Origin of the sequence: Sphaerisporangium aureirubrum (assembly GCF_042658925.1) — a bacterium.
GTDB lineage: Bacteria > Actinomycetota > Actinomycetes > Streptosporangiales > Streptosporangiaceae > Sphaerisporangium > Sphaerisporangium aureirubrum.
In genome coordinates this window covers 46,452-59,941 of sequence record NZ_JBHSRF010000056.1, presented here as the reverse complement: position 1 = coordinate 59,941, position 13,490 = coordinate 46,452, and the positions used below count along the sequence as shown (strand labels likewise).

The window sequence follows — 13,490 nt, the reverse complement described above, 5'->3', positions numbered from 1 at the left end:
TGGTGGGAGCGCCCCACTTCTTCTCCAGCACGACGTTCCGGCCCTTGGGACCCAGGGTCACCTTGACGGCGTCGGCGAGCTGGTTCATACCGCGCTCCAGGCCGCGGCGCGCGCTCTCGTCGAACGCGATCATCTTCGAAGCCATCGGCTCCTCCTGCGTGTCGGGGCGGGCGGGCCGGGACGACGCCCGCGACGGACGGCCTCCCGGCCTCGTCGTCCCGGCTCACCCCTCGGTTGGTTGGCACTCGCGGGATGTGAGTGCCAGGCGTCGACCCGCACTCTATCCACAACTTGCGTGCCACGCATAGTGCGCGTGTCACGTAGAAAATGCCGTGCGCGTATGAAGTGCCGTCCGCGCAAGCAACCTGGCTAGGATGGGGGCATGAACGACGGTGAAGCCATGGACCTGCGGGCGCGGTACAAGCAGGCCACCCGGGAGGCGATCGGCACCGCCGCGTTGCGCCTGGCGATCGAGCGGGGCCCGCACGGGCTCGCGCTCGTCCGGGTGCAGGAGATCGCCGAGGCCGCGGGAGTCTCGCCCCGGACCTACAACAACTACTTCTCCAGCAGGGAGGAGGCGATCTGCTCCTTCCAGGCCGACCAGGCCCGGCGGCTGGGAAAGGCCCTACGGGCGAGACCGGACGGGGAGCCCTTGGACCAGGCCGTCACCGCGGCGGTGATCGGCCACCTGACCGACCCCGAACCCGACAGGGCGGGGCTGCGCATGATCATGTCCACCCCGGCGCTGGAGGGGGAGGCCCTGAAGGCGTTCACCATGGCCGAGGAGCCGTTGGCCGAGGCGATCGCCGAGCGCACAGGCGCTCATGCCGGGGACATGTTCCCGCAGGTCACAGCCGCGGCGGTCGCCGGCGCGGTACGGATCGCCGGGAGGCACTGGCTCGCCGCCGGCGACACCGAGCCGTTCGCGGCCGTGCTGCGCCGCGCGCTCGCCCACGTGCTTCCCGCCGCCCGCCCAGGAGGCGCCGGGGAGGGCTAGCCGAGGGGCTTCCGGTAGACGTGGACGTCGCAGGGCGTGGCCAGGAGGCCGGCGAGATGGGGGTGGGAGTCGGCGAGGGGATGCGTGCCCGTGGGGGAGTACCCGAGGCGGGTGTACCACTTGTGGAGCATGGCCTTGGCGGGGTGCGTCCAGGTCTGCGGGACCAGGAGTTCCAGCTGCATGGTGGTGAGGCCCTGGGCACGGGTGTGGCTCTCGGCGAAGTCGATGAGCCTGCGCCCCGTGCCGGCGCCCCGGTGGGCGGGGGCGGTCACCAGCATGCCGAACTCACCGAGGTCCCCGTCCGCGGCGGGGACGCGGCGGACGCGGACGCTGCCGACGATCTCACCGGAGAGGCGGGCCACGGCGATCTCCCCGGCGCCGACGAGCGCAGCGATCTCGGCGACGGAGGTGCGGGCGGTGCCGTCGGCCCACAGGCCCTCCTCGGCCACCGCGTAGACCTGGTTGACCAGATCGGTCAGTCCGGTCACCAGCACCGGGTCGTCGGCCGCGGCGGGCGGCAGCAGGCTGATCTCGGCCGGGACCGGCGGGTTCTGATGGGGCATCGCAGCAGCCTACGCGCCCGCGTATCCCCGTAGAACAGGGAGGTCCCGCGTTGTTGACCTGCGCTATCGTGAGGGATTAAGGGGCGCGGGGGTCATGACGGCCGGGCCGGGTACGGGCCGGGCGCCGCTCCCGCTGCGAGGGGGAACGCGTGGATGTCCAGTAGTGAGAATGCCGTCGTCCGGCTCGGGAAGGCCTTCAACAGGCATGATCTCGACGCACTGGCCGGCTGCTTCACCCGCATGGCGGTCCTGGTCGCACCGGACGGCATCGGGCAGGACCGCGAGGAGATCGCGTCCTATTACGCGCAGTTCATGGAGGCGTTTCCCGACTCGATGGTGACCCCGCTCTCGCTGGCGGAGACCGGCGACACCCTGGTGGCCGAGTACACGATCACCGGCACCCACAAAGGGCCGTACCTCGCGGCCGGGGGAGAGGTCGCCGAGGCGACCGGGCGCCCCATCGCGGTCCGCGCCTGCTGCTGGACGGTGGTGGAGGACGGCCTCATCGCCAGCCACCGCATCTTCTACGACCAGCTCGAACTCGCCGCCCAGATCGGCGGCTTCATCTGCTTCGACGGCGACGGCTGACATCGCCCTCCGGGCGTCCTTGTGCGGAAAAAGCCGCGCAATGGGTGCGATGACGGGGTGCATTCTCGCTTAGGGGTATGCGGGAATATCGAGGGTGCGGTTCTTTTCTTTGTTGTGTCGTCTGTTTTCCCTATCGCTACTTCGCGTATCGCGTCGTGGTCGTTCCCGAAGGGTATTCCCTGTGGGCGGTACCACTGCGATGGGTATCGAAGAAGGTCCGAATCAATCGGAATTCAAGCGATATGGGGGAACCGAGTGATTCCTCGGGAAACAGGTCAATTCGTAGGTAAGGCATTGGCGGTGGCGGCGGCGATCACCGGTGGGCTCCTCGCGGTGTCGGCCCCCGCGACGGCCGAGGCCCGGAACGTCCCCGGGTACCAGGCGGAGTACGGCGCCGCCACCCTGGCCAGGGGTGATGATCACGGCAAGCCCTGCACCAGTTGTCACCCCGGCCCGCCCGGCCCGGCCGGGCCCATGGGGCCGCCGGGCCGCGCCGACGGCATCGACTCGGCGTTCGCCACTCCCACCGGTGGGGTCTCCGGCAGGTACATCGGGCTGGCCCAGGGCAACGGCACGACGCTGATCCGCGACCCGTCGTCGGTGGCGCCGAACGGCTTCTGGCACGACATCTCCACGCTGGTGGGGTATCCCGGCCGCGTGACGGACGTCACGCTGGCCGTGCCGGGCGCGACACCCAACCAGCTGCACGTCACGGTGCGGAGCTCCACGGGCGAGGTCGCCGAGGTCATCTGCCTCCTGACCCCGAACGTCACCTGGCCGGGCAACTGCGGCACCTTCGTCAACCGCACGCCACCGCTCTGATCCTCCCGCACGCCGGAGCGACGCGATGCCGTACCCGGGACGATCCGGGTACGGCATCGCCGTCGACGCGAAGAAAGGGTTCGCCGGCGCGTTATTGGAATTCACCACATGCCGCACTTAGCCGGTATTCCGGCCGGAGTGGGGAATTCCCGGAGAGTGCGCGGGCCGTGACACGCCTTTTCTCTGCTGTGTCGTCTGTTTTCCCTATCGCTACTCCGGCGTCGCGTCACGACAGTGTGGAAAGGGTATTCCCAGTGGGCGGTGCTACCACGGTGGCACGGAAGTACAGACCATTCATTGCATTTCAACGATATGGGGGAACCGAGTGATTCCTCGGGAAACAGGTCCTTTCGGAGGTAAGCCCGCGCTGACGCTCGCGGTGGCGACGGCGATCACCGGCGGCTTCGTCGCCCTGGCCGCCCCCGCGACGGCCGGCGCCGCGACCGAGGCACGGCACGTCTGCGGGCAGCGGCCGGCGTACGACGCCGAGGTGGTCGCCGCGAGGCCCGGCGGAGACGACGACGGCAAGAAGAGGAGCGACTGCGGGGGACCCGCCGGGCCGCCCGGCCCGCGCGGCCGTCTCGACGGGGTCAGTTCGGCCCACGCCACCCCGACCGGTGGCGTGGCCGGCCTCTACATCGCCCATACGCAGGCCAACGGCACCACGCTGATCCGCGATCCTTCGTCGCCGGCGCCCAACCTGCGGTGGCAGACCCTCTCCACGCTGGTCGGCTATCCCCAAGGCGCGACGGGCGTCGCGCTGTCCGTGGCCCCGTCCGCGCCCAACGTGCTGAGCGTCACGGTGCGCAGCAAGACCGGCCAGGTCGCCACGACCAGCTGCACGCTTACCGTGAACCCGGTGTGGCCCACCAACTGCGCCGCCTTCACCGATATCACCCCGCCGCTCTGAGCCCGCCGGGGCGCGTGGCGCCCACTGGCCGCCGTACCCGGGAGCCGTCCCGGGTGCGGCGCCGGGCGGTCGCTCACCCGCCGTCGATGACCATGCCGGGCGGTACCAGCAGGAACACCTTGTGCGCGATGCGGTCCATGTCGCCGGACCGGCCGAAGACCAGGCCCGCCGCGAAGTCCACCAGCGGACGGGCGTCCGCGTCCGACATCCCCGTCAGGTCCATCACCACCGGCTGGCCCTTGCGGTAGAAGTGGCCGACGTACAGGACCTCGTTGTAGTCCCGCGGGCGCAGGGTCCGCACCATGGACATGTCCGGCGGCGCCGGGGGAGTGCGCCGTTGGCCGGGACCGCTGGGTTCGGGGGGGCGTTCCACCTCGCGACCGTAACACCGTGGTACGACATTTCCCGGCATCCTCGGGAAAGTACGGCCACGCCGTGTCGCACGGTCACCGGTACGGCGAGAGCCGCCGTGCCGGCCCGCCGTGAAATGTCCGGCGGACCGTCAGCGGTACAGCTCGGCGAGGCCCGCGGCGAAGGCGTCCAGAGCCGGGGCGAAGGCGTGCTCGGGGGGTGTGCCGTAGCCGACGAGCAGGGCGGGTGGGCCCGGGGCGGCGTGGCGGTAGCCCGACAGGCCCTCCACCGCGACACCCCGGTGGGCGATGTGCGCCACCACCTCGGCCTCGGTGTGGCGCCCGGAGGGCAGCTCCACCACCACGTGCATGCCCGCGGCCACCCCGCGCGGGCGCAGGCCGGGGACGGCGGACAGGGCGGCGGCGAGGCGGTCCCTGCGGCGGCGGTAGTGCCCCCGGCGGCGGCGGATATGCCGGTCGTACTCGCCGGAGGTGATCAGGTCGGCCAGCACCAGCTGGTCGATCACCGGCACGTGCGGGTCCTCGCAGGCCCGGGCCTCGCCGAGGGGCCGCACCAGGTTGGGCGGCGCCGCCAGCCAGCCGATGCGCAGGCCCGGCGCCAGCGTCTTGCTGGCCGTGCCCGCGTAGACCGTCTGCCCGGGGGCCAGGCCCTGGAGCGCGCCCACGGGCTGGCGGTCGTAGCGGAACTCCCCGTCGTAGTCGTCCTCGACGATCAGACCTCCGGTGTCGCACGCCCAGCCGATCAGGTCGATGCGGCGCCGCGAGCTCAGCGTCACGCCGAGAGGGTACTGATGGGCGGGGGTGACGATCACCGTCTCCACGTCCGCGTCCAGCCGGTCCACCTCCAGCCCGTGGCCGTCCACCGGCACCGGCCGCACGGTGAGCCCGGCGCTGCGGGCGTTGGCCAGGTAGCCCGGGTGCGAGGGGTCCTCGAACGCCACCACCGCGCCGCCGAGCACGCGCAGCGCGTCGCACAACATGGTGAGCGCCTGCGAGTAGCCGGGGAACACGACGATCTGCTCGGGATTGGTGACCGCGCCCCGCGCGCGCCCGAGGTATTCGGCGAGGGCCCGCCGCAGGGCGGGGTGGCCGCGCCAGTCGCCGTACCCGAGGTCGGCGTTCGGCATGTCCCGCACCACCCGCCGCGCCGCCGCCAGCCACGCGGCCCGGGGGAACGACGACAGGTCCGGCAGCCCTGGACGCAGGTCCAGCGACGGCGGCGGGGCCTCGGCGCCCCGCCCGGACGGCGGCGTGGCGGCGACGTCCGGGCGGGGCGCGACGACCGTGCCCGACCCGGGGCGGGCGACGAGGAAGCCCTCGGCGGCGAGCTGGTCGTACGCCTGGCTGACCGACCCCCGGGCCACGCCGAGGTCGGCCGCCAGCGCCCGGGTGGACGGCAGCCGCGTGCCCGGCGGCAGCCGCCCGGACCGCACGGCCTGGCGCAGCGCGTGCTCCAGCCCGCCGCGCACCCCCATGGCGGGATCGCGCGTCATCAGCAGATCGAGTCCGTAACCGGACCACTTGGTCGCCATGGAAGTGGACTATATGCGTAGGCCAATCGCTCGGTAGCGTCGTGGGTGGAAGGAGTGATCGAGATGAGGCATTTAGCCATGGCCATCGGCATGGTCAACGCCATGCTGGGCCCGGACGAGCCCGTGCGCGAGACCGTGCACGACCGTCCCCGCCCCAAGCCCCGCCGCACCCCCCGCGACCGCCGGTCCTGACCGGTGGCGGCGCGCGCCGAGCGGTGGGGCGGGGGTCAGCGGGAGCCGGCGCGGACCGGGGTGAAGCCTTCGGGGTTCAGGATGTGGACCCGGGCGGAGGCGATGTCGAAGTACAGGCCGACCAGTTCCAGGCGGCCGGACAGCTCCAGGCTCGCGACACCGGGGTAGGTGCGCAGGTTGTCGAGCTGCTGGGCCACGTTGACCCGGCACAGCCGGTCCAGCGGGCCCTCGTCGGGGCCGTCGGGGGCGGACAGGATGTAGCGGGCGAGCGTGTGGTCGCCGTGGCGCAGCCAGCGCCCCAGGCCGGGCAGGCCCTCGGTCTTCACCCCGGCGCTGAGCACAGCCGCCATCGCCCCGCAGCCGGAGTGGCCGCAGACCGTGATGGTGCGGATGTTGAGCGCGGTGGTGGCGTACTCGATGGCGGCCGCCACCGAGTCGTCCCGGGCCGCGGCCTCGTGCCGCGGCACGAAGTTGCCCACGTTGCGCACCGTGAACAGGTCCCCGGGGCCGCTCGCGGTGATCAGGCTGGGTACCACGCGGGAGTCGGCGCAGGTGATGAACAGGTGGGACGGGTCCTGGGCGCGCGCCATGCGGTTCAGGAACGGCCGGACCAGCGGGGCCGTGCGCCGCTGGAAGTCCTCCGCCCCCGCCACCAGGTCGGGCACCGCCCCGGAGTCCTCGTCGTCCGCGGCGGCGGCGGAGGACACCCACAGCCCGGAGTGCCGGATCGGCAGGTGGGACTGCGGCCCGCCCCGCCGGTACGCCCGGGGCAGCCACCATCGCTCGGGCGCCTGCGGCGGGGTCTTGGCCGCCGACGCCCGGGTGCCCCGGGCCGCCGAGGTGTACCACTCGTCGTGCATCTCGTCGATGCTGACGGAGCCGCCGGCGCGCTCGTGCTCCATGCGCCAGCCGTGCAGCGCCTCGAACGCGGCGTTGTCCATGAAGTCGACGTTCAGGTCGAGGTCCACCGCCGCGCCCGGCGGGATGGCGCGCAGGTTGTCGGTGAGCACCGGCACCCCCACGAAGGTCAGCGAGCCGGTCACCACGACGTGCCACCGGTCGTCCGGCTCCAGGCGCACCTGCACCGACACCCGGGTCAGGCGGCGCAGCGCCACCAGCGCGGCGAGGCCGAGGCCGACCAGCACCCCCTCGGCAAGGCCGATCAGCACGACCGCGCCCATGGTGAGGACGTACACCGGCAGCTCGCCGTGCCCGTGCAGCCCGCGCATGGTGCCGAGGTTGACCATGCGGGCCCCGATGAAGACCAGCAGCGCGGCCAGGGCCTCCAGCGGGATCAGCGTGACCGTCCAGCTCAGCCCCACCGCGAACAGCAGCACCCACAGGCCGTGCAGGGTCGTGGACCAGCGGGTGCGCCCGCCCGCCCGCACGTTGGCCGTGGTGCGGACGATCACCCCGGCCACCGGCAGCCCGCCGAGCCCACCGGACACGACGTTGGCGAGGCCCTGCCCGGTGAGCTCGCGGTCCAGGTCGGCGCGCGGGCCGCTGTGCATGCGGTCGGCCGCGACCGAGCACAGCAGCGACTCCACGCCCGCCAGCAGGGCGACCAGCAGCACGGCGCCCGCGATGCCGTGCCAGTCGCCTCTCGGGGCGGCGGGGGTCACCCAGTCGGCGAATCCCTTGGCCAGGTCGGCGCGGGCGACGTCCCATCCGAACACGCCAGCGGTCAGCGACGCGATGACGAGGGCGGCGAGCGGCGCGGGGACGACGTTCACCCTGGGCAGGCGCGGCCACACCATCAGCAGCCCGATGGTCAGCACACCCACCGCCACCGCGTGGCTGTGGTTGTTCACGAGCTGGTTCGGCAGCTCGACGAGGTTCTCCACGGCGGAGCGCTGCGGCTGCCCGCCGAGCACGACGTGCAGCTGGGCCAGGGCGATCACGACGCCGACGCCCGCCAGCATGCCGTGCACCACGGCCGGCGAGACGGCGAGGGCGGTCCTGGCGACCCGCATCGCGCCCAGCACGACCTGGAGCAGCCCGGCCATCAGGGTGATCATGCAGGTGGCGCGCCAGCCGTAGGTGCGGACCAGCTCGGCGACCACCAGGGCCAGACCGGCCGCCGGGCCGCTGACCTGGACCACCGAGCCGCCGAGCGGCCCGGCCACCAGCCCGCCGACGACCGCGGCGACCAGGCCCGCGACCAGCGGTGCCCCCGACGTCACGGCGATGCCGAGCGAGAGGGGGACGGCGACCAGGAAGACGACGAGTGAGGCCGGCAGGTCGTGCCGGGCCACGGCGAGGAGACGTTCTGTCCTCGTCCGGCTACGGTGCGTGTCGGCCGTCATGAGGCGACCATACGATGCGGCGGCCGTTTGATTAAGGCTTAGGCCGCCGCGTTTTACCGAAGCCGGAGGAACGACAAGGGATCAGCGGTAATAGTCGGGATATTCAGGGTCACCCACGCGGTGGTGGCCGCCCCGCGAGGCCCGCGACGGCTCGTCCACACCCGAGCCGCCGTTGCCGTACAGCTCGGAGTACGACGGCCAGCTGCCGCCGTTGTTCTGCGGCGGGCGGGGCCAGGAACCGGAGGTGGTGCCCGGCGCCGTGGTGTCGGCCGGGCCGCCGTAGCCCGGGTCGCCGCCGGACGACCGCGTCTCGGGGGGCTCGTAGCCGCCGGGGTGGCGCGAGGGGGTGGCGGGAGAGCCGTGAGAAGGGGTGGGTGCGCTGATCGTGGCGTCGCCGTCGTCGATGGTCGCCCATCCGGGCCGCACCTCGTAGGACGAGGCGGACGCCGGGTAGGCGGGATCGGTGGCGTAGCCCTCGCGCCTGGCCGGCATCTGGTAGTCGGCCGCCCGCCAGGTCTCGTTGGAGCCGGACGCCGGGGGCTCGGGGCCGTCCAGGATGTCGTAGGAACCGCTCGCCGGGTAGGCGGGCTGGGCGGGCCAGGACTGCCCCGCGGGGAAGTCGCCGGTGCGCCCGGTGCGCGGGTCGGCGGGGCCGGCCGCCGGGCCGGGGGTGTTCCGGCCGTAGGGGCCGGACGAGGTGACCGGGCCGCTGCCCCGGGCGGGGGCGTATCCGCCGGGGCGGGACTCGAACGGGCCGGTGACCCTGGTGGCGTCCAGCGGGTCGCCGTTCACCGGGCCGGTGGCCAGGGGGTTCTTCGGCGAGGGGCCGCGGGGGATGGCGCCGTTCGGGAAGGAGCCGCTGCTCAGAGGGTCCTCGGACGGCTGCGGGCCGCCCGCCAGGGGGTCGGCACCGCGGGGCGGTGAGGTGCGGCCGGTGTCGGCGGTGCGGGCCGCGGCGACGCCGCGGGGCGGGGTGATGCCCCCCGGGGTGCGGCGGCCGTCGGTGCGCCGGGGGTCGCCGGAGCGCGGAGCGCCGCGTCCGGGGTCCCCGGCACCGGGCTCGGCGCGCCGCCGGGGCTTGGCGCGGCCGTCGGACAGGCCGAGCGGGTCGGCGGGGTCGGGCCTCGGCGTACGGCGGGTGCGGGCCGAGGGCTGCGGGGTGCCGATGGCGCCGAGCACTTCGGCGGCCGACGCGGCGGGCGCCGGGGCCTGGGCGGGCGGCACCGGGGCGGGGAACGTCGCGGTGCGCTCGGCCGCGGCGGCGGGGCGCTCCACCAGGTCGGCGAGGCCGGACGACGAGCGCGGGGGAACGGGCGGCTGGTCGGCGAGGCCGGACGACCGGGACGGGACGGCGGGTTGGTCGGTGCGGTCGCCGCGAGTGGGGAGGGGCGGCTGGTCGCCGCGGCCGGCCGGGCGCGGCGGCAGCGGCGCCTGGACGGTGGTGGCCTCCGCGTCCACCGGCTCCTTCTTGTCCTTGGGCGCCGGTTTGGCCTGGGGACGGACGTCGGGGTTGCCGGGGCTCGGCAGGTCGGGGCGGCTGGTGCCCATGCGCGCGGCGATGGTGCCGCCGAAGGCGCCGTCGTCGGCGCGGACCCTGGTCCAGTAGTCGTCGTCGTAGTCGTCGGCGTCGCCCCACTCGTCGACGCCGCGGCGGCCGCGGGCGGAGTGGGACGCGCCCTTGCCGCGCGGGGCGGAACGCCCGCCGGGACGGCCGGCGGGGCGGGAAGCGGGCCTGCCGTTACCCGGCCGCAGCCGGGCGGTTGCGCGCTCTGGTTCCTGGAAGGCGTCGAATCCCTCGGGGAAGCTCTCGAAGAACGTCTCCTCGGCCGGACGGCCGGGGCGTTTGGCGTTGGGGTCCTCAGCCTGCTCGGCCATCTTGCGAAGCCGCTCGGGAGGTAGGTTGCTCTCCCGCCGATTCATCGAACGCATGCCGAACGCCACGACCATCAGTACGAGTAGCACGACGGCGACGAGGCCGAAAATGACCGCGATCATTGCACCACCCTCATGGCCATGGCCTGCCAGTGGCGCTGGTGAGGTCGCGCGGCCATCGACGCGACCCTCCCCCCTTGATCACCTGCGCTCCGAGATTGCATCTGATTCTGTCCGACCACTATGACCGTTGTCACACCCTACGAGAAGATTTGGTATCCATCACTACCTGACGTGCCTGCGGGCTCACTCGATGTGAGCCGCCGACAGCCGTCCGCGGGCGATGGTCCGGGAGGCGATGCGCTCCATCGTGTCGCGAAGTGGGGCGCCTTCCTTCAGATCGAGCATGGCGTCGAGCGCGTAGACACTGAAACGATAGGTGTCGTCGGGGCGGCACGGGGGCGAGTAGCCTACCTTGCCCATGGAGGTCAGGCCCTGGAGCGCGCCGCGTGGCACGCTGTCCTGGGCCAGCTCGGTGGTGCGCGGGTCGATGTTGAACAGCACCCAGTGCACCTCGGCCGCTCCCTGCGGGTTGTTGGCGTCGACCACCAGGGCGATCGACTTGGCCTGCTTCTGCGGCACGCCCGACCACCGCAGCGGGGGGTTGCCCTCCTGCCCTGAACAGGAGTAGTCGACCGGCAGCGGCGCCTCGTCCCGGAAGCGGGGGCTCGAGACGCTCAACGTGTCCAGCGGACGGTCGGTGGGAGAGCCCACGCCGACGATGCCGCAGCCCGCCGACATGGTGGCGAGTACGGCGAGCGCCGCCACCGCGGCGTTCGCGGCGGCGCGTCCCTCGTGTCCCGCCCGTCCAGCGGGCCCGGATTTTCTCCGCTGCCCCATGCTCGCTGATGCTACGCGGATCTGGCGGGTGCGCTGACCCCGTTACCCGAATGCCCTGCTCGCCAGCCCCCTCATTTCCCCACGATCACCCCATGTCCCGGGTCCCCCCCACCCAACCCCGGGGTACGACCGCTCCCACCCCAGGGACCCCCGTCCCTCCACCCCCCGCCCCGGCCCACCCGCCCCCCGGGTCCCCTCATCACCGCAGCTCAGGACACCCGGCCGCCCGATCCCGCCCTGACAGGCGAAACGGGTGGCCCGCCATCCGGCGAACCACCCGTCACGATCACATCCGTACCCGGCTTCCACCCCCGCCCGCGGCCCTCGCCCCTCGCGGAGGACCGTTGTTACCGCCGGGTTACATCTTCGAAGCGTCTCACCGTCCGATCCCCGATACCGCCAGGTGAGACACACTGCCACGGCCCTCACCGCCCCCTCGGCGGATCACGCCGCAGCCCCCCACCACCCCTCGGTCGCCGCCGCACCTGAGGCGCGGGGCGACCGAGCGTGGCTGAGGTGGGTCAGCCTCGGGCGCGGAAGGCGCGCAGGGAGAGGGGGACGAAGACCAGGACTATGGCGATGCCCCAGATCAGTGAGACGAGGGCGTGGTTGGCCACGGGGCCGCCGGTCAGGAGGCCGCGGACGCCGTCGGCGAGGTGGGTCACCGGGTTGACCTCCACCCAGCGCTGGAGCCACTCGGGGAGTGTCTTGGTGGGGACGAAGGCGTTGGAGGTGAAGGTGATCGGCATCATGATCGAAAAAGCCATGATCTGGACCTTTTCGGGGTCGGCGGCGACCAGGCCGATCAGGACCGACAACCACGACATGGCCAGCGCGAACCCCAGCAGCAGGGCGAGCGCGCCGAGCACGCCGATCACACCGGTGTGCACCCGGAAGCCCAGCACGGTGCCGAGGCCGAGGAACAGCGCGAACGCCCACACCTGCTTGAGGGTGTCGGCGACGATGCGGCCGGCGAGCGGCGCGGAGCGGGCGATCGGCAGGCTGCGCAGCCGGTCGAAGACCCCCTTGTTGATGTCGGTGCTCAGGCCGATCGCCGTGGTCAGCGTGGCGAACAGCATGTTCTGCACCACCAGGCCGGGCAGCGAGAACTGGAGGTATTCGGTGGTGGAGCCCGCGATGGCGCCGCCGAAGACATAGGTGAACAGCAGCAGGAACATGATGGGCTGCACCGACAGGTCGAGCAGCTCCATCGGGTTGTGCTTGATCTGCACCAGGCTGCGCCAGGCGAGGGTCATGGTGTGCCGCAGCCCGGCGGCCGGGCCGACCCGGTTGTGGAGGGTGTGCACCGCGGTGGTGCCGGTGAGCGTGGTCACGCCGGGACCTCCAGCTTCTCCGCGTCCTGCTCATCGGTGGTCTGGTCTTCGGCGCGGTGGCCGGTGAGCGCGAGGAACACCTCGTCCAGGCTGGACTTGCGCAGGCTCAGCTCGGCCGCCACCACCCCGAGGTCGTCCAGGCGGCGCACCACGCGCGGGACCACCGTGGGGTCCTTGACGTTGACGGTGGCCTGGCCCCCGGCCAGCTCGGGACGCTCGCCGAGGATCTCGCCGATCACGTCGCCCACCAGCCCGAGGTGGGCGTCGTCCATCGGGCGGACCTGGAGCACCTGCGCCCCCGTGGTGGCCTTCAGCTCGTCGGAGGTGCCGGACGCGATGACCCGGCCGTGGTCGAACACCACGATGTCGTCGGCCAGCTCGTCGGCCTCCTGGAGGTACTGCGTGGTGAGCAGCACCGTGACGCCGTCGGCCATCAGGCCGCGCACCACGCCCCACAGCTCGGTGCGGCTGCGCGGGTCGAGACCGGTGGTCGGCTCGTCCAGGAACAGCACCTGGGGCCGCCCCACCAGGCTGGCGGAGAGGTCGAGCCTGCGGCGCATGCCGCCGGAGTAGGTCTTGGCGGCACGCCCCCCGGCGTCGGAGAGGTCGAAGCGCTCCAGCAGCTCGGCCGCCCTGCGCTTCGCGTCCACGCGCGTCAGCCCGAGCAGGCGCCCGATCATCACGAGGTTCTCCACACCGGTCAGCGCCTCGTCGACCGCGGCGTACTGCCCGGTCAAACCGATCAGGGTGCGCACCTTGTGGGCCTCCCTGACCACGTCGAAGCCGCCAACCGTGGCACGACCCTCATCTGGTCTCAGCAAAGTGGCGAGAATGCGCACGGCGGTCGTCTTCCCGGCGCCGTTCGGCCCGAGCACTCCGAGCAGCCTGCCCTCGGGGACCTCCAGATCGATCCCGTCGAGCGCGCGCGTCTCGCCGTATCTCTTGACCAGACCTTCCGCCTGGACCGCATATCGCATCGTTGTTTCACTCCTCAGTGAACGGGTAAGGCGTGCCCGGCTCGCGGTCCGGGAGACGTGACCCCAGTCTGCCCAACGCCACCGACATTTCGGCGGGCGCGCGATACCGGGTCCGTCGCGCCCGGA

General features: G+C 72.8%; 13 protein-coding genes. 5 read left to right on the top strand and 8 right to left on the bottom strand.

The window, feature by feature from the left end:
* Window positions 1-382 precede the first annotated feature (382 nt).
* Complete coding sequence (locus tag ACFP1K_RS28720) at window positions 383-997, top strand: TetR/AcrR family transcriptional regulator (RefSeq protein WP_380759032.1); 615 nt, start codon at window positions 383-385, stop codon at window positions 995-997.
* Here the strand turns inward: ACFP1K_RS28720 and ACFP1K_RS28715 are convergent.
* A complete protein-coding gene (locus ACFP1K_RS28715; protein WP_380759030.1) occupies window positions 994-1,560 on the bottom strand; it encodes a GNAT family N-acetyltransferase in 567 nt (188 codons plus the stop codon). The two genes, ACFP1K_RS28720 and ACFP1K_RS28715, sit on opposite strands and share 4 nt — an antisense overlap.
* Window positions 1,561-1,713: 153 nt before the next feature.
* Between ACFP1K_RS28715 and ACFP1K_RS28710 the strand changes: the two genes are divergently transcribed.
* The 3 genes from ACFP1K_RS28710 (at window position 1,714) to ACFP1K_RS28700 (ending at window position 3,880) form a co-directional block, all read left to right on the top strand.
* A complete protein-coding gene (locus tag ACFP1K_RS28710; protein WP_380759028.1) occupies window positions 1,714-2,148 on the top strand; it encodes an ester cyclase in 435 nt (144 codons plus the stop codon).
* A gap of 300 nt (window positions 2,149-2,448) precedes the next feature.
* Window positions 2,449-2,970 (top strand): hypothetical protein, encoded by a 522-nt coding sequence (locus tag ACFP1K_RS28705; RefSeq protein ID WP_380759027.1) that lies wholly within the window; start codon window positions 2,449-2,451, stop codon window positions 2,968-2,970.
* A 325-nt stretch (window positions 2,971-3,295) separates the two neighbouring features.
* Window positions 3,296-3,880: a hypothetical protein gene (locus ACFP1K_RS28700; RefSeq protein WP_380759025.1), complete on the top strand. Its 585-nt coding sequence runs from the start codon at window positions 3,296-3,298 to the stop codon at window positions 3,878-3,880.
* A gap of 73 nt (window positions 3,881-3,953) precedes the next feature.
* On the opposite strand, the gene ACFP1K_RS28695 is transcribed toward ACFP1K_RS28700, so the two are convergent.
* Both ACFP1K_RS28695 and pdxR read right to left on the bottom strand, forming a co-directional pair.
* A complete protein-coding gene (locus ACFP1K_RS28695) occupies window positions 3,954-4,253 on the bottom strand; it encodes a cell division protein SepF (protein ID WP_380759023.1) in 300 nt (99 codons plus the stop codon).
* Window positions 4,254-4,382: 129 nt separating this feature from the next.
* Entirely contained in the window at window positions 4,383-5,783 is a 1,401-nt protein-coding gene (pdxR, locus tag ACFP1K_RS28690) for a MocR-like pyridoxine biosynthesis transcription factor PdxR (RefSeq protein WP_380759021.1), read from the bottom strand.
* A gap of 63 nt (window positions 5,784-5,846) precedes the next feature.
* On the opposite strand from pdxR, the gene ACFP1K_RS28685 reads away from it, so the two are divergent.
* Window positions 5,847-5,975, top strand: a complete 129-nt coding sequence (locus ACFP1K_RS28685) for a hypothetical protein (protein WP_380759019.1) — start codon at window positions 5,847-5,849, stop codon at window positions 5,973-5,975.
* A gap of 35 nt (window positions 5,976-6,010) precedes the next feature.
* Here ACFP1K_RS28685 and ACFP1K_RS28680 read toward each other — a convergent pair whose 3' ends face one another.
* The 5 genes from ACFP1K_RS28680 to ACFP1K_RS28660 form a co-directional block, all read right to left on the bottom strand.
* On the bottom strand, window positions 6,011-8,281 hold the full coding sequence (locus ACFP1K_RS28680) for a SulP family inorganic anion transporter (protein ID WP_380759017.1): 2,271 nt from the start codon (window positions 8,279-8,281) through the stop codon (window positions 6,011-6,013).
* 81 nt (window positions 8,282-8,362) lie between these two features.
* On the bottom strand, window positions 8,363-10,276 hold the full coding sequence (locus tag ACFP1K_RS28675) for a hypothetical protein (protein ID WP_380759015.1): 1,914 nt from the start codon (window positions 10,274-10,276) through the stop codon (window positions 8,363-8,365).
* 183 nt (window positions 10,277-10,459) lie between these two features.
* Window positions 10,460-11,053 carry a YbhB/YbcL family Raf kinase inhibitor-like protein gene (locus tag ACFP1K_RS28670; RefSeq protein ID WP_380759013.1) on the bottom strand — a complete coding sequence of 198 codons (594 nt, stop codon included), beginning with the start codon at window positions 11,051-11,053 and terminating at the stop codon, window positions 10,460-10,462.
* Between the two features lie 521 nt (window positions 11,054-11,574).
* Window positions 11,575-12,387, bottom strand: a complete 813-nt coding sequence (locus tag ACFP1K_RS28665) for an ABC transporter permease (protein ID WP_380759011.1) — start codon at window positions 12,385-12,387, stop codon at window positions 11,575-11,577.
* Complete coding sequence (locus ACFP1K_RS28660) at window positions 12,384-13,364, bottom strand: ATP-binding cassette domain-containing protein (protein ID WP_380759008.1); 981 nt, start codon at window positions 13,362-13,364, stop codon at window positions 12,384-12,386. Before ACFP1K_RS28660 ends, ACFP1K_RS28665 begins: the two co-directional genes overlap by 4 nt.
* Window positions 13,365-13,490: the final 126 nt, after the last annotated feature.